The sequence below is a fragment of the Phnomibacter ginsenosidimutans genome, from assembly GCF_009740285.1.
Lineage (GTDB): Bacteria > Bacteroidota > Bacteroidia > Chitinophagales > Chitinophagaceae > Phnomibacter > Phnomibacter ginsenosidimutans.
Window position 1 is genome coordinate 3,913,466 of sequence record NZ_CP046566.1, and the last position, 21,283, is coordinate 3,934,748.

22 protein-coding genes are annotated in these 21,283 nt (G+C 47.6%); 19 read left to right on the plus strand and 3 right to left on the minus strand.

The features are described from left to right. Positions 1–19 precede the first annotated feature (19 nt). The 13 genes from purH (at position 20) to GLV81_RS16965 (ending at position 11,863) form a co-directional block, all read left to right on the plus strand. On the plus strand, positions 20–1,525 hold the full coding sequence (purH, locus tag GLV81_RS16905) for a bifunctional phosphoribosylaminoimidazolecarboxamide formyltransferase/IMP cyclohydrolase (RefSeq protein ID WP_197428692.1): 1,506 nt from the start codon (positions 20–22) through the stop codon (positions 1,523–1,525). A 194-nt stretch (positions 1,526–1,719) separates the two neighbouring features. Beyond that, entirely contained in the window at positions 1,720–3,096 is a 1,377-nt protein-coding gene (locus GLV81_RS16910) for a peptidylprolyl isomerase (protein ID WP_157479922.1), read from the plus strand. An 88-nt stretch (positions 3,097–3,184) separates the two neighbouring features. Beyond that, entirely contained in the window at positions 3,185–3,637 is a 453-nt protein-coding gene (locus tag GLV81_RS16915; RefSeq protein ID WP_157479923.1) for a MarR family winged helix-turn-helix transcriptional regulator, read from the plus strand. A 116-nt stretch (positions 3,638–3,753) separates the two neighbouring features. Further along, positions 3,754–4,485, plus strand: a complete 732-nt coding sequence (locus GLV81_RS16920) for a pirin family protein (protein WP_157479924.1) — start codon at positions 3,754–3,756, stop codon at positions 4,483–4,485. Positions 4,486–4,575: 90 nt separating this feature from the next. Next, positions 4,576–5,445, plus strand: a complete 870-nt coding sequence (locus GLV81_RS16925; RefSeq protein ID WP_157479925.1) for a pirin family protein — start codon at positions 4,576–4,578, stop codon at positions 5,443–5,445. Between the two features lie 201 nt (positions 5,446–5,646). Then, positions 5,647–6,171 carry a YceI family protein gene (locus GLV81_RS16930; RefSeq protein WP_157479926.1) on the plus strand — a complete coding sequence of 175 codons (525 nt, stop codon included), beginning with the start codon at positions 5,647–5,649 and terminating at the stop codon, positions 6,169–6,171. Between the two features lie 59 nt (positions 6,172–6,230). Beyond that, positions 6,231–6,941, plus strand: coding sequence for a pirin family protein (locus tag GLV81_RS16935; RefSeq protein WP_157479927.1), 711 nt, complete (start codon positions 6,231–6,233; stop codon positions 6,939–6,941). Positions 6,942–6,944: 3 nt separating this feature from the next. Next, a complete protein-coding gene (locus GLV81_RS16940; RefSeq protein ID WP_157479928.1) occupies positions 6,945–7,343 on the plus strand; it encodes an OsmC family protein in 399 nt (132 codons plus the stop codon). A gap of 9 nt (positions 7,344–7,352) precedes the next feature. After that, complete coding sequence (locus GLV81_RS16945; protein WP_157479929.1) at positions 7,353–7,910, plus strand: NADPH-dependent FMN reductase; 558 nt, start codon at positions 7,353–7,355, stop codon at positions 7,908–7,910. 157 nt (positions 7,911–8,067) lie between these two features. After that, the gene (locus tag GLV81_RS16950) at positions 8,068–8,649 is read left to right on the plus strand and encodes a hypothetical protein (RefSeq protein ID WP_157479930.1); all 582 of its coding nucleotides are present in this window, start codon (positions 8,068–8,070) and stop codon (positions 8,647–8,649) included. Between the two features lie 32 nt (positions 8,650–8,681). Further along, positions 8,682–9,269: a hypothetical protein gene (locus tag GLV81_RS16955; protein ID WP_157479931.1), complete on the plus strand. Its 588-nt coding sequence runs from the start codon at positions 8,682–8,684 to the stop codon at positions 9,267–9,269. A 196-nt stretch (positions 9,270–9,465) separates the two neighbouring features. Beyond that, entirely contained in the window at positions 9,466–11,223 is a 1,758-nt protein-coding gene (locus tag GLV81_RS16960) for an amidophosphoribosyltransferase (protein WP_246186098.1), read from the plus strand. Between the two features lie 148 nt (positions 11,224–11,371). Further along, positions 11,372–11,863, plus strand: coding sequence for a SixA phosphatase family protein (locus tag GLV81_RS16965; RefSeq protein WP_157479932.1), 492 nt, complete (start codon positions 11,372–11,374; stop codon positions 11,861–11,863). Between the two features lie 150 nt (positions 11,864–12,013). Here GLV81_RS16965 and GLV81_RS16970 read toward each other — a convergent pair whose 3' ends face one another. Both GLV81_RS16970 and GLV81_RS16975 read right to left on the minus strand, forming a co-directional pair. After that, the gene (locus tag GLV81_RS16970) at positions 12,014–12,892 is read right to left on the minus strand and encodes a DMT family transporter (RefSeq protein ID WP_157479933.1); all 879 of its coding nucleotides are present in this window, start codon (positions 12,890–12,892) and stop codon (positions 12,014–12,016) included. Between the two features lie 166 nt (positions 12,893–13,058). Continuing rightward, a complete protein-coding gene (locus GLV81_RS16975) occupies positions 13,059–14,165 on the minus strand; it encodes a glycosyltransferase (RefSeq protein WP_157479934.1) in 1,107 nt (368 codons plus the stop codon). A 273-nt stretch (positions 14,166–14,438) separates the two neighbouring features. On the opposite strand from GLV81_RS16975, the gene GLV81_RS16980 reads away from it, so the two are divergent. Next, positions 14,439–14,690, plus strand: coding sequence for a hypothetical protein (locus GLV81_RS16980; protein ID WP_197428693.1), 252 nt, complete (start codon positions 14,439–14,441; stop codon positions 14,688–14,690). A 12-nt stretch (positions 14,691–14,702) separates the two neighbouring features. Here the strand turns inward: GLV81_RS16980 and GLV81_RS16985 are convergent, their stop codons facing one another. Continuing rightward, positions 14,703–15,659: a methylenetetrahydrofolate reductase gene (locus tag GLV81_RS16985; RefSeq protein ID WP_157479936.1), complete on the minus strand. Its 957-nt coding sequence runs from the start codon at positions 15,657–15,659 to the stop codon at positions 14,703–14,705. A gap of 129 nt (positions 15,660–15,788) precedes the next feature. Between GLV81_RS16985 and lptB the strand changes: the two genes are divergently transcribed. From lptB to GLV81_RS17010, 5 genes are all read left to right on the plus strand, one after another. Then, positions 15,789–16,631: an LPS export ABC transporter ATP-binding protein gene (gene lptB, locus GLV81_RS16990; protein WP_157480788.1), complete on the plus strand. Its 843-nt coding sequence runs from the start codon at positions 15,789–15,791 to the stop codon at positions 16,629–16,631. A gap of 118 nt (positions 16,632–16,749) precedes the next feature. Further along, positions 16,750–17,319 carry a Crp/Fnr family transcriptional regulator gene (locus GLV81_RS16995; RefSeq protein WP_157479937.1) on the plus strand — a complete coding sequence of 190 codons (570 nt, stop codon included), beginning with the start codon at positions 16,750–16,752 and terminating at the stop codon, positions 17,317–17,319. A gap of 291 nt (positions 17,320–17,610) precedes the next feature. Beyond that, positions 17,611–18,597 carry a PDZ domain-containing protein gene (locus GLV81_RS21445; protein WP_157479938.1) on the plus strand — a complete coding sequence of 329 codons (987 nt, stop codon included), beginning with the start codon at positions 17,611–17,613 and terminating at the stop codon, positions 18,595–18,597. Between the two features lie 90 nt (positions 18,598–18,687). Next, entirely contained in the window at positions 18,688–20,118 is a 1,431-nt protein-coding gene (gene gatB / locus GLV81_RS17005) for an Asp-tRNA(Asn)/Glu-tRNA(Gln) amidotransferase subunit GatB (RefSeq protein ID WP_157479939.1), read from the plus strand. Between the two features lie 22 nt (positions 20,119–20,140). After that, positions 20,141–21,280, plus strand: a complete 1,140-nt coding sequence (locus GLV81_RS17010) for a TlpA disulfide reductase family protein (RefSeq protein WP_157479940.1) — start codon at positions 20,141–20,143, stop codon at positions 21,278–21,280. Positions 21,281–21,283 lie beyond the last annotated feature (3 nt).

The following is a 21,283-nucleotide window of genomic DNA, read 5'->3' on the forward strand; positions in this document are numbered from 1 at the left end:
GCATAACAATCAGCCAATCATGAACAAGCCAATCAAAAGTGCTTTGATCTCCGTTTTTTATAAAGACGGACTGGAAACTCTTGTGCCTACCCTACATCAGCAGGGCATTACCCTCTACAGTACCGGCGGTACCCAAAGCTTTATTGAAAAACTGGGCATTCCCGTGGTACCGGTAGAAAACCTGACCAGCTACCCCAGCATACTCGGCGGCCGTGTAAAAACCTTACACCCTGTAGTGTTTGGCGGCATCCTGGGCAAGCGGGCCGATGCCGTGCATGTACAGGAAATGGCGCAGTACAACATCCCCGAAATTGATCTGGTCATCGTTGACCTCTATCCTTTTGAAGAAACCGTGGCCAATACCAGCGAAGAGTCGGCCATTATCGAAAAAATAGACATTGGCGGCCCGAGCATGATTCGTGCTGCTGCCAAAAACTTCAGCGACCTGGTGGTGCTGAGCAGCAAAGATGACTACGCTGTTTTGAATGACATACTGTTGGCACAAAACGGTACCACTACACTGGAGCAGCGCCGGATGTTTGCCGCCAAAGCTTTTGAAGTGGTAAAACGCTACGACATCGCCATTGCCGATTATTTTCTGAGCACCACGCCGGAAGTGGGCAGCAAAAAAACATTGCGCTACGGCGAAAATCCGCACCAGTCTGCCACTTTCGAGGGCAACCTGGCAGAGTTGTTTGAGCAGGTCAATGGCAAGGAACTGAGCTACAACAATCTGGTAGATGTAGATGCTGCCATGCAGCTCATTCGTGAATTTGAGGCCGGTAGCGATACTACTTTTGCCATCATCAAGCATACCAATGTATGCGGCGTAAGCCAGCGCCCCACGGTAAAAGCCGCCTGGGATGCAGCCCTCGCCGGCGACCCTGAAAGTGCTTTTGGTGGTGTGCTCGTTACCAATGGCACCGTAGACCTCGACACCGCCAATGCCATCAACGAAATTTTCTTTGAAGTGCTCATAGCTCCAGCGTACAACGAAGACGCTCTGGCCGTGCTCAAAAGCAAAAAGAACCGCATCTTGCTGCAACTGAAAGACCAGCCTGCAGGCACTACCCAGTACCGCAGCCTGCTGAATGGGGTGCTCAGCCAAAACAACGACATTGGCAACTACACCGAGTGGAACGAAGTTGGTGGCCGTACCTGCACCGACGCCGAAAAAGCCGAGCTGGCCTTTGCCAACCTGGTGTGCAAGCACCTCAAGAGCAATGCCATTGCCCTCATCAAAGACCGCCAGCTGGTAGGCAAGGGTTGTGGCCAAACCAGCCGCATTGATGCCCTGCGGCACAGCATCGAAAAAGCCCGTCAGTTCAACTTCGACTTGAAAGGTGCCGTGCTGGCCAGCGATGCCTTCTTCCCGTTTGATGATTGTGTGAAGATTGCCCATGCCGAAGGCATTGAAGCATTTATTCAGCCCGGCGGCAGCATCCGCGATAAAGATAGCATTGAATACTGCCAGCAAAACGGCCTCGCCATGGTAATGACCGGCATGCGGCATTTCAGGCACTAATTGTAGAGTTGGAAAGTTGACGAGTTGATTGGTTAACAAGGGAAAACAGCACTCGTCAACTTCTTCCATTTTCAATTGAGCTCATCAGCACATTCGTTAATTGCTCATTGCTTCTGTTTTCTTGTTAAAAAAACGGCCACACCTCCCACCACCACAGCCTTCACCTATTTTTACAGCATTACGCATTTTAGAATATGAAAAAAGGATTTCTGTTTGTATTGGCCATTTTGGCAGCAGGCACGGCACAACAGGCGCTGGCCCAAACCAAAAAAGTGGTGGCCGATAAAATCATCGGCAAAGTGGGCGACCGCATCATTTTGCAGAGCGATATTGCCAACGCTGTAGAAGACATCAGAAGGCAGGGTGGCGAAGTGCCCCCCAACCCGGATTGTATTTTGCTGGAAGCCGAGCTGGTAAAAAAGGCGCTGGTATTGCAGGCAGAAAAAGACTCTGTAACCGTAGATGATGCCGAGGTAGAATCGCTGATTGAGAACCAAATCCGTGGTTTCATTCAGGCCTACGGTGGCCGCGAAGCACTGGAAGAAATTGCCGGCCGCACCATTTACCAAATCAAAGAAGACTTCCGCAAGCCTTTTAAAGAAAAGGAACTGGCCAACAAAATGCGGAGTAAAATTCTGGAAACCGTTCGCATTACGCCCAATGAAGTAAAAGACTATTTCGAAAGCATACCCAAAGACAGCCTGCCGTACTACGAAAGCGAACTGGAAGTAGGTAAGATTGTAATTTTTCCAAAGCCCAGCCGCGACATTGAGAGCTATACCGCCAAGCAACTGAACGATATCAAAAAGCAAATTGAAAGCGGCAGCCGCCGGTTTGATCAAATGGCCAAGCTGTACAGCGAAGACCCCGGCAGCAAAGACAACGGCGGACAGTATGCCCTCAACAAAGCCGACAAAGGCATGTGGGATCCCGTTTTCTTGTCTACCGCCTTTAAGTTGAAAGAAGGCCAGATTTCAAATGTGGTAAAATCAAAGTTTGGATTGCACATTATTCAGTGTGTGAGCCGCAATGGCGACGATGCCGTGGTACGCCACATATTGATGATACCGCCCGTAACTGAAGACGAACTGAACGAAGCCAAGGGCCGCCTTGATAGTGCCCGCAGCATGCTCATAGCCGGTACCCTCACTTTTGGCGAAGCCGTAAATAAGTACAGCAACGACGAAGACAATAAGTTTACCGGTGGTTGGGAAATGAGCCGCGAACAAACCTCCATGGTTACCATCGACCAGCTGGATAAAACCATGATTCCTTTGCTCAAAAACCTGAAGCCCGGCCAATACAGCCAGCCCGAAGTGTTTACCACCGAGCAGGGCAAAAAAGGCGTTCGCTTCATTTACCTGCGTACCCGCACCGAACCTCACCGCGAAAACCTGAAAGACGATTACAACAAAATAGCAGCCCGTGCACTGGAAGAAAAGAAACAAAACATCCTGAGCAACTGGTTTGCCGATAAAATCAGCACCTACTATATCTACGTAGATCCGAAGTTTGGCAGTTGCGATAGCCTGAAACCATGGCTGGATGCCAGCGCTTCAAGAAATAAATAACGGAGCAAAACCGTGAAAAAATAGCCAACTTATTTGTTGGTTATTTTTTTGTCTTTGAAAATTGCATGTATGTACATACATTTGCTATATGACATTGGAAGAAGCAATAAAGTCATCGAAATTTAAAGACCAACGCCACAAGGCTTTGATACACATCATGTATACCGCATATCAGCTGAAAACACATATCAATCAGCTGTTGAAGAATTATGCCCTTACCAGCGAACAATACAATGTGCTCCGCATTCTGAAAGGTAGCCATCCTACACCATTGTGCGTAAAAGATATTGCCAGCCGCCTGATAGAACGCAACTCCAACGTACCCCGCATAGCCGACCGGCTGGAGATAAAGAAACTGGTAAAGCGTTTTCCCTCACCGGAAGACCGCCGCGAAACCCTGATTCAGATTACCCCTGCCGGGGTCAATCTGCTGGATGCTGCTACCCAAGCCATGGAAGCCGAACACCAGCACATTGCCAACCTGACAGAAGCAGAAGCCACCCAACTGAACCAGTTGCTGGCACAAATGCTGCAAGACTGACAGGTCATTTTTTTTGGAACAATATATGTATGTACATGTAATTATAACAGCTACGAATAATCAACTTCCCCGGTAAGTATTTGTAGTTTGTACAACAGTGTAAAAAAGGAGTTTTTATGAATACCACATCCAGCACCCAACGCCTCACCCTGCACAAGGCAGGTACCCGTGGCCACGCCAACCATGGCTGGCTCAACAGCTTTCATACGTTCAGCTTTGCGGGTTATCACGACCCCAGCCGCATTCATTTTGGCGCCCTGAGGGTACTCAACGATGATACGGTGGCAGCCGGCATGGGCTTTGGCACCCACCCTCACGACAACATGGAAATCATTTCCATACCCACGTTTGGCGATTTGAAACACCGCGACAGTATGGGCAACGAAACCGTGATACAACAAGGCGACATACAAGTGATGAGTGCCGGCACGGGCATCAGCCACAGCGAAATGAACGCCAACCGCGACAAAGAAGTCCGCTTCTTTCAGATATGGGTGTTTCCCAAACAGCGCAATGTGCAGCCCCGCTACGACCAGCAACACATGGACGTAAGCAAAATGCAGAACAACCTGTTGCAGGTACTAAGCCCCAACGCTGATGACGAAGGCGTATGGATTCATCAGGATGCATGGTTTCACATGGGCTTGCTCGATGCCGGATTCGGCACCAGCTACAATCTCAAAAAAAGCGGCAACGGTGTGTATGCTTTTGTGATTGAAGGTGATGTAACCATCAACGGACAAGCACTCAACCGCCGCGATGGTTTGGGCATCGAAGGAACAGATATCCTCAGCATTACCGCCGATAGTAACGCACAGCTATTGCTGATGGAAGTCCCCATGAGGTAATGTCTGATTGCTGATGTAAGATTTCTGATTTGAAAATGCTGCTAGCCTTCGGCTATATGCCCTAAGCTTTCAGCCTAAAAAAGATTTATAATGAACAACTATAAACGCATCAAACAAATAACACAAGCGGCACCGGCACACATGGTGGGCGATGGATTTAAGGTGCGCAATTTTATTGGTCAATCGCTGTGGCAAGACCTCAGCCCTTTTCTGATGCTTGATTACAACGAGCCCTGGCAGGTATTGCCTACCCAACATCCTCGTGGTGTAGATGTGCATCCGCACAAGGGATTTGAAACCGTTTCCATTGCATGGAGTGGCATGGTAAGCCACGAAGACAGCAGCGGTGGCAAAGGCACCATTGGCCCCGGCGATGTACAATGGATGACTGCTGGTAGCGGCATTCTGCACAAAGAATTTCATGCACAGGAATTCAGCGAAAAAGGCGGCGAGTTTCACATGGCACAGTTGTGGGTAAACCTTCCTGCGGCACACAAACTCACTCCGCCTGCATATCAGGATTTGCTGGATGCGCAAATGGGCCGCTACGAACTACCTGATGGCAAAGGCAGCATCCGCATCATCGCCGGAGAACTCAACGGTGTGAAAGGCCCGGCACGAACTTTTACCCGCATCAACATGTACGATGCACAACTGCAAGCTGGTGCTGATTGGCATTTTTCATTACCCGATGGTGATACACTCGGCATTGTAGTGATGAAAGGTAACCTGCTGGTAAATGATGAGCAACAGGCCCGCACCGGCGACATGATTGTGTTTAGCCACCACAATACCGATGTGCACATTGAAAGCAACAACGACGCACACCTACTGGTATTGAGTGGCGAACCCATTCGGGAACCCATCAGTGCTTACGGCCCTTTTGTAATGAACACCAAGCAAGAAATTTTGGATGCCATTGCAGAGTTCAACAGCGGGAAGTTTGGAGAGCTGAATTAGATGATAGATGACAGATGTTAGATGATAGTAAATACAGAAAATCAGTTGATAGATGATGGTTGGTAGTTGATAGTAAATGCAAAAATTAGTCGCTGGATGACAGATGTTGGATGATAGTAAATACAAGAGCTACAAACGACAAACCAAAAACAGCAAACCAAAAACAATAAACAATTCAATTAAACTTTAAAAAAACAAATCATGGCCACGTACAAAATTGACCCCCTGCACAGCGAAATCAAGTTTCGTGTGAAGCACCTGATGATCAGCAACGTAACAGGTGAATTCAAAACCTTTGATGCTACTGTAACCGCAGAAGCAGCCGACTTTAGCGATGCCAGCATCAGCTTCGAAGCCGACATCAACAGCATCAGCACCAACAACGAACAGCGTGATGGTCACCTGAAGAGTGATGACTTTTTCAACGCTGAGCAGTTTCCTAAAATGACTTTTGCTTCTACCAGTGTAGAAAAAACCGGCGACGATGAATTGCTGGTGCATGGCAACCTCACCATTCGTGATGTAACCAAGCCCGTAACACTGAAAGCAGAAATAGGCGGCACCATGGTAGACTTCTATGGTCAAACCAAAGTAGGCTTTGATGTAAGCGGTACCATTCAGCGCAAAGACTTCAACCTGAGCTGGGATGCGGTAACCGAAGCCGGTGGCGTAGTAGTAAGCAACGATGTGAAGTTGTTGCTGGCTGTACAGTTTACCAAGCAGTAATTGATTTTTCCATCGCAACACTGCTGCAGCCGTAGCGGTGTTGCTTCCTTTCTTTTTGTATGCAACACATTCATTTCAAAGCCGGCGAAAGAGGCGTTAAAAACATTGGCTGGCTCATCAGCAATTTCACGTTTAGCTTTAGCAGTTATGCCAATCCCAACCGTAACGGTTTTGGATTGCTGAAAGTATTTAATGACGACTTTGTGGAAGCCGGCAAAGGTTTTGGTTTGCATCCGCACCAAAACATGGAGATCATTTCTGTAATGCTGGCCGGCAGCATGAACCACAAAGACACGCTGGGTTATAGCGAAGTGGTGCACAAAGACTGGGTACAAATTATGAGTGCCGGCAGCGGCCTGCGCCACGAAGAATACAACGTAGGCGAAGACGAAGTGAACTTTTTACAAATCTGGATTGAGCCCAAATTGCAAAACATCAATCCGCGGTATCAGCGCCGGTATTTTCCGGAAGAAAAAAGAAAGAACAAGTTGCAGGTAATCGTCAGCAACGAAGAAGGCACCGAGCATTGCTGGATCAACCAGAATGCCAAATTGAGCCTGGGTTATTTCGAATCAGGTAAAAAGCTGGATTACCATTTCAATCCTACCAACAAAGCCGTATTTGTTTTCAATATCGACAATGCATTAACGGTAAACGGTGTAGCCTTGCAGCACAGAGATGGCATCGGTATTTGGGACACCGATACTATTGACATCCTTTGCACCGAAGAGAGTCGTTTTTTGATTATTGAAGTGCCCATCAATCATTAATGCATGAACAAAGCCACCGCACATATTGCCACCGCACACTATCAAACAAAGCTGCACAATCACCGCGGCATTGCATGGCAGGCAGATGAACCCGAAGAAATGGGTGGTAGCAATACCGGCCCCACGCCCGATGAATTGCTGGCCAGTGCATTGGCCACTTGCGCCGGCATTACCATGCGTATGTATGCCGACAGAAAACAATGGCCGGTGGAAACCATTGATGTAACAGTAACGGTAGAACGTACCGAAACAGGTACCATACTGCACAAGGAAACGCAGATGACCGGCGACCTTACCGAAGAACAAAGAGAACGGCTGAAAATGATTGGCGACAAGTGCCCCGTGCACAAAACACTACTGAACCCAATCAGTATTTCAACCGTTATCACAACAAGCAAGTAAACAACAACTATGAATATAGAGATTATCGCAGGCAGCCCCCGCCAGCAAAGTGTAACCTACCGGGTGGCATTGTTTCTGAAAAAATACCTGGAGCAGCACTCCAACCATACGGTGAATATTATTGATGTGCGGGAGTGGAACCTGCCCCTGCTCGACAGCGTGTTTACCTCAGTAGAGGCAACGCCTGAAGCCTACAAGCCATTGGCCGAACGCATGTTTGCCGCCGACGCTTTTGTATTGGTAAGTCCCGAATACAATGGCAGCTACACGCCGGCCATGAAAAACCTGCTCGATCATTTTCCCAAGCAGAGCCGCAAAACTTTTGGCATTGTGACCGCATCGCCCGGTGGTATGGGTGGCATGCGGGCCACACAAGGCATGCAACTGCTAGTGGCGGCATTGTTTGGTGTGCTTAGCCCTTACATGCTGGTGGTACCCGGTGTAGACAAGAAATTTGACGCCGAAGGCAACCTGCTCGACGAGGCATTTAGCAAAGCCGTAGATGTATTTGCCAAGGAACTGTTGTGGCTCGCCGAATCGGTGAAGCCAGAGCATGAGCTGGCATAAATGCAGCCCCGATAATCATTCAAACGCCGTGGTACTTATTAGTGCTGCGGCATTTTAACTTGTACCATCATCTTAATTCATTTATACCTCAATGACAACATCTGTAAACGTTACGAAATGATTTTTTCTGTATGTTGCATGCATACACATTCATTCTATGCACATTTTACTCTTCGTACTTTTTACCTTTCTTATTCATTTCAATGCTACAGCCCAATCTACTAAGCAGCCCCTCTATTTCAATAGCCAAGTAGGTGTAAGCCTCGATGGAAAGGGCGATTTAGGTGGCTCATCTTTTTTGTTTGGTTTGCAAAAAGCCTTGTCTAATAAACACCATCTGGCAATCAATTATGAATTTTTTGCATTAAAAAATGACAACAGCGGTTTTTTTGAATTCAGAAAATCAAAATCTGCTCAACTATTATACATATTCAGAGCAGGTTCTAATACCCCTACACATTTTGAAATTGGTCTTGGTGGGCAGTTCAAGTGGCACCATTGGCGACTATCCAGTAACGGACCGTATTTGGTAAGAGGGCTAAGAGATGGATCCATTCTGAGGGTTAATCCAAATACCTCTGTAAACTACAACGAAACATCCATTGGCTATACAGTAGCTCCCGCCATTTACCGTAAACTCAGCAATAATTTTTCGCTGGGGTTTATAGCTCAATACCAAAATGACAATGAAGGTTATAGTGTACTCAGTTTGAGGTTGGGCGGTAAGTTTCTTCTATAATCATTGCTCATTTATTACACACTATTCTTTCTATGCATCGCTTTATTATTTTGTTTTATACTGTTTTGATTTTTACAGGTGTATCCATTGCTCAACCGGCAAAATCACTTCGGTTATCGTTTGGCGCAGGCGTGTACAACAGTCCTTACTATCATCATTCTTTAGAAGGGGGGTTTTACCGTATATCTTTCGAATATCATTTAGCTAAGCGACATATTTTATCGGCCATGTACCTTACAGGCAAACACTACTATGTAGATATAAATAATACCAACGTGGTAATGGGTACAGAAAAAGGCAACAGAAGCACCCGCACCAATGACCATATTGTCGGCGCTTTGTACCAATATAAAATGCTGAATAAGCAGCATTGGGAAATAATGGGTGGAGCCGGGTTAGGGTTACTCACCAAAACCGAAGACTATACTGCTATCCTCAATAATAACTATGTACCATTCACCAGCACCTGGACTGATTTGGTGTTTCCTACCAATGTAAGCTTGTATTATAAACCAGCCAAAGACTGGCATTTAGGCATTGTATCTGGTATGGTTATACATCCTGACTTTCCCTTGCTGGGTTGGCATTTCGGGGCTAAACTGGCGTATGTAATTCAATAACTGTTGTTGTCCTCCAATAGCGTTTGCTTCTTTGGCAATGCCAAAGAATATTTACAGCGGAATTGCGAGTGGCGGTTGTTACCTTTGCGCCTCTTTCTTTTTACTCATGAGCGACGCTATCAAACACGAATGTGGCCTGGCCTTTATTCGTTTACGGAAGCCATTTTCCCATTTCTTACAGAAATACGGAACCGTCATGTACGGCATCAACAAGCTGTACCTGCTGATGGAAAAACAACACAACCGTGGGCAAGATGGCGCCGGTTTTGCCTCGGTAAAACTCAATGCCGAACCGGGCTACCCCTTTATGCACCGGATGCGCAGCATTGCCAACCAGCCCATTGCCGACATTTTTGCCAAAGTAGGTGCCGAAGTAGCCGAGCTGGAAAAGTACCAGCCCGACATGCTGAAACATCCTGGTTTGGCTAAGGGTCACCTGCCGTTTTTGGGCGAGTTGCTGCTGGGCCACCTGCGCTATGGTACACAGGGTAAAAATGATGTGGCATTTTGCCATCCTTTTATCAAAAAAGACATTCGTCCTTCCCGCAACCTGGCACTGGCCGGCAACTTCAACCTGGTCAACACCGAAGAACTCTTCGATTTGGTGAACATTGATCCGGGTGAATTTCAGAAGCAAAGCGACCTCGCCGCTATGATGGAAGTCATCCATCATTTTTTGGTGAAAGAAGACGAAAAAGAAAACGAAAAACCTGACATCAAAGCCGTGTTGCAAAAGTCTGCTTCACTGTTTGATGGTGGTTATCATATTGGCGGCATCATTGGCAACGGACACAGCTTTGTGATGCGTGATGCCAATGGCATTCGCCCCAGCTACTATTACATTCACGAAGACTTTATTGTAGCCGCCAGCGAACGGGCCGCCATCCGCACCACTTTCAATGTGGGCGAAAATGAAGTACTTGAACTGATGCCTGGCAACGCCATCATCATCGACGATCATGGCAACTACAGCATTGAGCAAATACTGGAACCGAAAGAACGTCGGGCCTGCAGCTTTGAACGCATTTACTTCAGCCGGGGTAATGATGAAAAGATTTACCGGGAACGCATTGCCCTCGGCCACAAGCTGAGCAAGCCCGTGCTCGAAGCCATTGAGTACGACCTGAAAAACACCATCGTTTCCTACATCCCCAACACCGCCGAAGTAGCCTACTTTGGTATGGTAAAGGGCATGGAAGAATACCTGAACCAAATCAAAGTGCAGCGCATCATGAGCTGGGACAAAGACTTTGATGAGGAGAAGCTCACAGAAATGATTACCCGTAAAATCCGTCAGGAAAAGCTCACCATCAAAGACGTGAAGATGCGCACCTTCATTACCGAAGATGTGAGCCGGCAAGACATGGTGCAACACGTGTACGACATCACGTACGGCACTTTGCGCCCCAACCTGGATACACTGGTAGTGATAGATGACAGCATTGTGCGGGGCACTACGTTGCGGGAAAGCATCATCCGCATGCTGGGCCGTTTGAAGCCGAAAAAAATCATCGTTGTTTCATCAGCACCTCAAATACGTTATCCCGATTGCTACGGTATTGATATGAGCAAGATGGGCGATTTCATTGCCTTTCAGGCAGCTATTGAACTACTGAAAGAACGGGACCAGCGGGCCATGCTCACCGAGCTGTACAAAGAATGTAAAGAGTTGCAACGCACTAATCAACTGCATAGCAAAAACGTGGTCCGTGGTGTGTATGCGCCATTTACCCCGCAGGAAATCAGCGATAAAATTGCGCAGATGATTACACCGCAAGGACTCAATATACCGGTGCAAGTCATTTATCAAACCATTGAAGACCTGCACGAAAGCTGCCCCACCAACACTGGCGACTGGTACTTTACAGGCAACTACCCCACACCCGGTGGCAACAAAGTGTGCAACAAAGCTTTCATGAACTATATGGAAGGCAAGAATGTGAGAGGATACTAACAATGAGCCAATGTGCTAATGATGAATATGCGAGAGGGTCTGTACAATTGGTGCAGACCTTCTCTTTTGCCTTTATAAAGTACAAGATTAGATCTGTCCATTTTCAAATTCTCAAATTAGCACATTTTCAAATTTGTACATTTAGGGTATGAAATCCCTCCTCCTCATTCGTCATGCCAAAAGCAGTTGGGACAGCCCCACGCTGCAAGACTTTGACCGGCCATTGAACGACCGCGGTTTGAAAGATGCACCCATGATGGCGGAGCGATTGCTGAGCAAAAAAGTGCACATTGATGGCTGGGTAAGCAGCACCGCCAAAAGAGCTTTTACTACTGCCAAACTCTTTGCTGCGGCATACAAAGTAGATGCACAACACATCAGCACTTATCAGGCGCTGTACCATGCGCCACCCATGATATTTGAACAGGTGATTGCACAGCTCAACGATGATTGGAAAACAACAGCCATCTTCAGCCACAACCCCGGCATTACCGAATTTGCCAACCAACTGGGAGTGGCCCGCATTGATAACATGCCCACCTGCAGCGTGTTTGGCGTTCATTTTTTATGCGACCATTGGAAAGATGCACTGAGCAGTGAAGTGCGTTTTTGGTTGTTTGATTATCCTAAGAATTTTTGATGTGTTGCTAAAACGGTGCTTTGGAGCTACAAACCACCAATACACGATGGTTTCTCAAAGGTCACAAAGTATGGTTCCTTTCTTTAGTACTCTTTGTGCCTGCTTTGTGTCTTAGTGGTTACGACTCTGGTATTTGAACAGCATACACTTCTATTTCCGGTTTACAATCAGTACACCGCTGGCAATCATAGCACCTGCCAGCAATTGCTGCCAGCCCATGTGTTCGTTTAAAAACAATACACCAATAATGGCGGCAAAAAATGGCTGCGTATAAATGTAGCTGCCCGTAATGCCGGGGCCCAAATGCTTGATACCAAACACATTGAAGAGATAGGGCAAAAACGTTCCGCCGATAATTACAAAAAACATCGCCAGCCATCCGGTGGCGGGCATAGCTGCAAATTTGGTTTGCATAAAATCGTTGAAACCAATGGGTACCAAAAACAACATGCCGAGTGTAAACACCCAACGAATTACTTGAATGGGATGATACTTTTCCATCAGCGGCCGCACCCATACAAAATAGAGTGCATAGCTGATGCTGTTGATGACAATCATGATATCGCCCAACAACATTTGGCTGCCCTCTTTTTGCCCGGTCCGACTCAGTACCAGCAAGCAGGCACCAGAAATGCCAAGGGTTAAACCAATGCCCTTGTTGCGGGTAAAAGGTTCGTGTAGCAACCACGCTGCCGCCACAGTAATAAAAATGGGCGAACCCAGTGATAGCAATGAGCCATGAATACTGGAAGTAAGCGACAGCCCTTTGATGAATAAAATCTGATTGATAACGACACCACAAATGGCGCAGAGCAAAAACCGGGGCAGGTCTTTTTTGTCAATGCCTGCTCTTACGGGCTTGAATAAAAACAATAACCAAAACAACAGTACACTGCCTACAATCCGCACCACATTGAGGGCAAAGGAGCCCATGAGTGTTGGCGTCAGCATTTTTACCATACTGTAGTTTACCCCAAACAAGAGGTTGGCGCCCATCACCGCCAGGTGTGCTTTGGTAGTACGTTGCATATGCTGCCGGCAAAAGTAGTTCGCACAAGCTTGTGCCAGCACATACTTTACCCATTTCGAAAAACAAAAAACCTGTGCAGCTGCTGCTATATTTTTTCCGCCACAGATACACAGATTAAAATGCAGCAGCGATAATCCGTTACATCCGTGCCATCAGCATACCTATTCAATGACCGGTTGAAAATGTTTCCTTCACCCAATTCGATACAAATGCCTGCAAACGCTCTGATGCTTGCGGTTGTGGCAATACTTGCCAGTTGAAAGTTTCGGCTTGTTGCAAGGCATCACTCAAATCGAAATCATCTTGCGCAAAACAAATTGCTTGATGTTTCGATGCTAAGGTTTGCGCCAGATACTCCTGTTCTGTTTGGCCGGGTGTAGGAATGAGCAAACATTTTTTACGTAGTGTATAAGCATCCATCAACGTGCTGTAGCCGCCACGGCAAACGATGTAGCCCGATTGCAACATGGCCGTTTGCAATGCTGCTGTGGGCAGATGATTGTGCACCGTTACATGCGGCAGACGAACAGAAAAAGAATCATCTGCATTGGGCAAACCACGCACCAATATGGCCTTTCCAAGAAAATGCTGCAGCTGTTGCAGCAAGCGGTTTTCCAACATGCTCCGCTGCGGTTCGGGCCCCGATAGCAACATCATCACTTCGTATGCTTTTGCTTGTTCAGGCTGTGCCTGCATGCGGCTGAGCCAACCCAAATAGTGCACGGGAATGCGAGGCATCACCGATGGATGACCCAAGATACCACTGAGAGCAGCGGTTGTATTTGCTTCATCGGGTACCCAGCAGGCGGTAAATTTTTCGATGCGCTGGTAAAAGAATTTTCTTGCCAAAGCTTGCAACCAACCCCAGCCTTTGGGCATGGCTGGTTGCAATTGATGCGTTATCAAAATACTGGGGCATGCAGCATGGTACAATCCATAGCGGTTGTCGGAAATGACCGCATCAAAATGTTGTGTAGCCTGCAGTTGCTGCAACCATGCATGTTCAGCACGAATGGCTTTTACAATAGCCGGTACCTGCTGTAGTAAACTGCGTAGCACATGGCCTTTGCCAAAATGAATGCCATAGCCCGGTAAGCGGTGCATGGTTAGTTGTGGAAATGCTTCCTGCAATAACCGGGCGGGTGGCCCATCGGCCGCCAGCGATACCCGGCAACCAGCTTGCAGCAATGCATGAATGATGGGTATGCAGCGGGTAGCATGACCAAGGCCCCAATCGAGTGGTGCTACCAGAATGTGTGACGGTTGCTGCATTTTTTTGTACAATGGAAAATGAAATTAGGTTTTTAAACGTTCTACACAGTTGATGGGCCATTGCAGGGTGCACCGTATCATTGCAAAGCAGCTCACAAAAAAACTTCACTATGCAAAACAAAATGAATTGGCTACTGGTTTTGGTATTGGCGGTTAGCCTTGTATCCTGCGCCGGTAGCAGAGGAAGCAAAGGCTGTGGCTGCCCCCAAAAAAGTGGTATGGTTGGCTATTGAGTAAACGGCAATAGCACTCCCAACTGCATGATTGAAGCCCATGGTTCGGAAGCCTGTGGTGGCCAATGTAATACTGGCCAAAGCATATTATTCGGATAGTGCCAAAGCAGCAGAGTTGCGCAGCATTGCGCAAATGCTGGGCCATATTCAGCAAACTGCTCAATGGGCCGAAGTGGTGGAAGTGGCCGACCTCAAGAAGTTTCGGTTTATACAAAAGCCTGCCAAAGTAAGGCAGGCTTTGCAGGATATTTCACCAGATAAAGCATTTGTATTTGTGCTGCACAAATGCTGACGTAGTTTTTACTTACACAATCGCTTTCACCACATTCCAAATTACTTTGGGCTTGCCCAAGGTGTAGTAGTGCAATACTGGCACACCGTGTGCTTTCAGTTCTTTCGATTGCTGAATGAGCCACTCGGTACCAACCTGTTCTACTTCTGCATCGCTTTTGCATTTCATCACTTCCAGGCTCAGCTCGGTAGGTAAGTCTACATGAAAAATACGGGGCAATACCGTGAGTTGCTTTTTGGTGGTCAGCGGTTTCAAACCGGGAATAATGGGCACATTGATACCAGCAGCACGACAGGCTTTTTCAAACTCAAAAAACTTCTGGTTGTCGAAAAACATTTGCGTCATGATGTAATCTGCCCCACCATCCACTTTCTCTTTCAGGTATTGCAAATCAATTTCCAGGTTGGGGGCTTCAAAATGTTTTTCGGGATAGCCGGCCACACCAATGCAAAAATTGGTTTTACCGCCATTCTGAATATCGTCTTCCAAATACAAGCCGTGGTTCAGGTCTACTACCTGCTTTAGTAAATCGGTAGCATGGCGGTGGCCATCGGGGTGAGGCACAAATGAGGGTTCATTTTTTTCGGCATCGCCGCGAAGCACCAGCACATTGTCGATGCCAAGAAAATGCAAATCGATGAGGGCGTTTTCTGTTTCCTGTTTGCTAAAGCCACCGCAAATCAGGTGCGGCACTGCATCTACATTGTAGTGGTTGCGCAGTGCTGCGCAAATGCCTACGGTACCGGGGCGTTTCCGCACCTCCACTTTATCAAAACTGCCATCGGCTTTTTTCTTAAACATGGTTTCAGCACGGTGGTAAGTCACATTGATCCATGGTGGCTGAAACTCCATCAACGGATCGAGGTGATCGTACAACGTTTGAATGGTTTTACCCTTGAGTGGAGGCAGCACTTCAAACGATACCAATGTATTGCCGGCGGCCTTTTGTATGTGTTCCGTTACTTTCATGATTGCTGGTGAATGGATTGCAAATGTAGCCGTTTGCAAAGAACGGATGCTGCAAAGTGGAGCGATTCTGTGCAAACGTCGGCGTCGTGCTCCACGCTGCATTTAACGCTTTACTGCATGCCATCCGCCATGCGCCCCTTACATTTGCTGCAAATTATTTCAGCCTTGCAACTCACCATTCAAACCAACAATCTGGTAAAAACCTACAGTGGCCGCACCGTGGTGGATCATGTATCGGTGCATGTAACGCAGGGCGAAATTGTGGGCTTGCTCGGGCCCAATGGTGCCGGCAAAACCACCAACTTTTACATGGTGGTAGGCCTCATCCGGCCCGATGAAGGCGAAGTTTTTCTCAACGACATCAACATTACCAAACTGCCCATGTACAAGCGGGCACAAATGGGTATTGGTTATCTGCCACAGGAAGCCAGCGTGTTTCGAAAGTTGAGTGTGCAAGACAACATCATGGCAGTGTTGGAAATGACCAAGCTTACCAAAGCAGAGCGGCAACACAAAATGGAGCAGTTGCTGGAAGAGTTTAACCTGGGCCATGTACGCCACAACAATGGCGACAGCCTGAGTGGTGGCGAACGGCGCCGTACAGAAATAGCCCGTGCATTGGCGGTGGATCCCAAATTCATTTTGCTGGACGAACCCTTTGCCGGTGTAGACCCCATTGCGGTGGAAGACATTCAAACCGTGGTGGCCCGCCTCAAATACCGCAACATCGGCATCCTCATAACCGACCACAACGTAAACGAAACCCTCAGCATTTGCGACCGTGCTTACTTGCTCATTGAGGGTAAAATATTCCGCCATGGCACAGCGCCAGAACTGGCCGATGATGAACAGGTTCGGCGCCTCTACCTCGGCACCAACTTTGAGCTTCGCCGAAAAGACTGGATTATAGAAATGGAACGAGATCAGGCACAGAAAAAGCAAGAAGCCACAACCAACGACGCCTCCGATTAACCAACAATATTTACTCCGATTGCAGCTACTCACTCCACACACATCTTTTTTCACCATCCATTTTGCTGTTTTGTATGTACCTTAATACTACACAGCACTCGTCAAAAACACCACATACATGTCTGCATCATTACGTGATTATATTGAATCCATTGTTTCCATCAGCGATGATGAGTTCGACTACATTTTGGGAGCCTTTGTACCCATCACTGTAGCCAAGGGAGAAGTGCTGTTGCATCAGGAACATGTTTGCAATTATTTCTACTTTGTAGAATCTGGTGCCATCCGTATGTATACAGTCCGGGAAAGCGGCGAAGAATCTACCCGGTACATTAATACAGAGGGTCAAATGGGTACGGCACTGGTATCGTTTATGAACCATCAGCCTTCATTTGAAGCCATTCAGGCGATTGAAAAATCAGAAATTCAACGGATTTCCTATACCCGTTTTCACGAACTGGCCCGTAAAATTCCGGCATGGCAGCAACTCTACGTTACCCTGTTGGAGCGGGCACTGCAATACAATATTTTCCGCCTCGAAACCTTTTTGACCATGGATGCACATGCCCGGTATGAGTGGCTCAGCCAGTCGCATCCCGAATATTTACAGCGTTTTCCGGTCAAGCTTTTGTCCAGCTTTTTAGGCATCAGCCGCGAAACCCTCAGCCGCCTGAGGGCCATAAATTAAGCGGCACAAAAAAGGCTGCCGCAAAAGCGACAGCCATCGTTATCACAAGCAATCACAAAACTAAGTTCCCAAATAAACCGGGGCAATCAACTCCCAGTCATTCGTAGCAGCAATAATATTAATATTTTGTGAATGACCAACACTTTTCATCCACGCTGTTTACACATCCCACGTTTTCAAGCTGTTATGAACTGTCTGCCCCTCCGTTTTCATAAAGATTTCTAAAATCTGCGAAATGTTTCGTAGAAAGAATTTCTTCTCTATATTTGATCTACGAAAATCTTCTTAGATATGAAAAAAATACTTGGCCTGGCCGTGGCAATGCTTAGTGTAAGTGCAGCAATGGCCCAAACAAAACCAGCTTCGCCCAAAGCCCCTCAGAAAAAAGTGATTGAGGAAAAAGTGTTTGTGACCTCCCCCGACGACAAAGAGAAAACCGTGATAGTGATAGAAGATGGCAAAGTGACCATCAACGGAAAACCTGCCGCGGAGTTCAAAGGCAACAAACGCATCGTGATCAACGGCAACACTATGAGCATGGCGCCGAATGCAAAAACCAAAACCATTGTACGCAAAGGTGAGCCCAAAGCTTTTTTGGGCGTGGGTACCGAGCCAGGCGATAAAGGTGCCAAGGTAATTGAAGTGGTGGAAGAAAGTGCCGCTGCCAAAGCGGGTCTCCAAGTGGGTGATGTGATTCTGCAGGTAAATGAAGAAAAAATCAACTCACCCGAAAGCTTGTCTGCTGCGGTACGCAAGCACAAGCCCGAAAGCGTGGTAGACCTTGTGTATGAAAGAGAAGGCAAGGAAAAGAAAACAAAAGTGACCCTAGGCAAAAACGAAGACATGTTTACAATGGAAGGTGACTTCGATTTTGGAGATGAATTCCGTGGGTTCAATTTTAATATGGAACCACCCGTAGCGATGACCATGCCCCGCAACGGGCAGCGGTTCGAGTTCCGCGGTGCGCCGGAAGGCTTTGGCTGGTTTGGCCCCAGTGACCGCCCCAAATATGGCTTGAATGTAGAAGACAATCCTGATGGAGATGGCGCCAAGGTGAGCAGTGTAGAAGCGGAAAGCAATGCGCAAAAAGCCGGCCTGCAAAAGGATGATATCATCACCGCTGTAGAAGAGAAAACTATCAAAACGGTTGATGACCTACGTGAAGCATTGGCCGAAAGCCGAGAAAAATCAAGCGTGTCCATCAAACTGCAACGCAATGGCAAAGCAGAAACGCTGACGCTGAAAGTGCCTAAAAAAATTAAAACCGCCGAGCTCTAATTTTTTCATTGGCTGGTTCAAAAGGCCTTTGCCCTTGTGGCAGAGGCCTTTTTATTGATAGGGCTGGCAGCAGGGCTTTACATTTGCAGCATGTCGTCATCCTACGAAATCGTCGTTGGCCTGGAAGTACACATTCAGCTACTGACCCAAACAAAATTGTTTTGCGCCGATACCACCAGCTTTGGTTTGTCGCCCAATAGTCAGGTGTCGCCCATCAGCCTGGCGCACCCCGGCACTTTGCCCGTGCTCAACAAGCAAGCTGTAGAGCAGGCCATCAAACTTGGTCTGGCTTTGCATTGCCAGATTGCTGCTGTCAGCCATTTCGACCGCAAACATTATTTCTACCCCGATTTGCCGAAGGCCTACCAAACCACACAACTCACAGAACCCATTTTAGTGGGCGGTTTTGTACGTACCGAATTGAGTGATGTGCCCATTCACCATATCCATTTGGAAGAAGACGCCGGCAAGAGTGTGCATGATGCCGACCCATTGTACAGTTGCATCGATTTGAACCGGGCTGGTATGCCCCTGTTGGAGCTCGTTACAGATCCGGCTATCCGCAGCAGCGATGAAGCCTTTGCCTTTTTGACCGAGCTACGCAAATTGGTACGTTGGTTGGGCGTATGCGATGGCAACATGGAAGAAGGCAGCCTGCGCTGCGATGCCAACATTTCAGTTCGGTTGACAGGTGAACCAAAACTTGGCACCAAAGTAGAAGTGAAAAACCTCAACAGCATCCGCAATGTAAAGCGGGCCATTGATGCCGAAGCGCAACGACAGATACAGCTGTTGCAAAACGGCGGCACAATAGTGCAGGAAACCCGCGGCTACAATGCCGATAACAATACCACCCTTCCGCAGCGGGAAAAAGAAGAAGCCAATGATTACCGTTACTTCCCCTGTCCCGATTTACCCCCGTTTACCACTACCCCCGAGCAGATAGATAATATCCGTAAGGCCATGCCGGCACTGCCGCAACAGTTGCAGCAGCAGTGGATGACCACGCATCAACTATCGGTGCAGGATGCACAAGTGCTGAGTGAAGAAAAAGCACTGGCGGATTATTTTGAAGCCTTGCTGGCTATTGGCACTGCTGCCAAACCCGCCGCCAACTGGCTCATTGGCCCTATCAAGAGTTGGTTGAACGAGCAACAAGTGAGCATAGATGCCTTTCCGTTATCTGCTGTCGCCTTGCAATCTTTGATTGCGTTGGTGCAAGAAGGAAAGGTGAATTTTAGCATGGCCGCCACCAAATTGCTGCCAGCATTGATAGCAGCTCCGGGTGAAGATGTGGCCGCATTGGCACAGCAGCTCGGCATAGTACAAGCTGATGATAGTGATGCTACAGAAGCATGGGTAAATGAAGCGCTGGCTGCCATGCCGGATAAAGTGAAAGAATACCAGAAAGGCAAGAAAGGATTGATTGGCTTGTTTGTAGGCGAAGTAAAAAAACGCTCCAAAGGCAAGGCCAATCCGCAGTTGGTAACCAAACTGCTGGAAGAAAAACTCAACGCCTGATACCTATAACTCATACCAATTGATGCCGTTTTCATTTTCATACAAACAAAGCGCTGCTGCTGTATTGCTGACACTGGGCATGTACAGCTGTGAGCAAAGCACCAATACTGATTTGGTGGTGAAAGGTTCTTTCAGCAATGCCACCGGTGGTAAAATAATGTTGGCCGAATTGCCCTACGCCGCAGCACAAAGAATTGTGGTTGACTCTGCCTATCTGATTGACAGTGTCGGTCGTTTTCGATTGCATACCCCCATGAGTCAGGAGTCGGTGTATCAGTTGTTTATTGCCAACGGACCGGGCCTGCTATTTATTAATGATGTGCCGGACATTGAGATTGTAGCTGATGCGAAACACCCTGAGCAATTCAAGATTAGCGGATCGCCGGCCAGCAGCAGCATCCAGACGCTGTACAACAGTTTCGAAAAAACATACGCTGAATGGAAGACTGCAGAAGCAGCAGCGATAGCCGCCGATAAACCAGGTAAGCAAAACGATAGCTTGCGTACAGCAACACTGCAGCAACGTGATGTACGTTATGCTGCTTTGCAACAACTATTCAGCAATTTCATCAGCAAAGAGCCCAATGCAACGGCGCAGTATTTTGCGCTGGGCATGGCGCATCGTTTTTTGCCCGGCAGCCAATGGCAGCAATTGCTGAAAGCTGCCCAAGACAAGCATCCGCAGCACCCCGGCCTGCAATTATTGGAACAACGGTTGGTAACGGCGAATACACCCGGCACACATTTACTCAACAAAGCGGTACCCGAAATTCAACTACCCGACAGCAGCGGACAAGCTGTGGCACTCAGCAGCCTGCGTGGCAAATGGGTATTGGCATACGTGTGGGCTGGTTGGGATAGTAGTAGCAGAAAACAAGCCATTGTACTGCGCAAAACACAATCGGCTTTGTACAAAAAGAACCTGGTTTTTTTAGGCTTATCCATCGATAAAGACAGAAGTACCTGGATAGAAGCCATTCGCCAAGATTCTGTTCCGGCCATACAACTCAGCGACCTGAAATACTGGGACAGCAAAGTGCTGCAGCAATTAGACATTCAGAAAATTCCATTCAACCTGCTGATTGATCCTACAGGTATGGTTAAGGCTGTAAACATACCTGATTCTGTTTTCATCAATACTGTAAGCTCATTTGTACGATAGAAG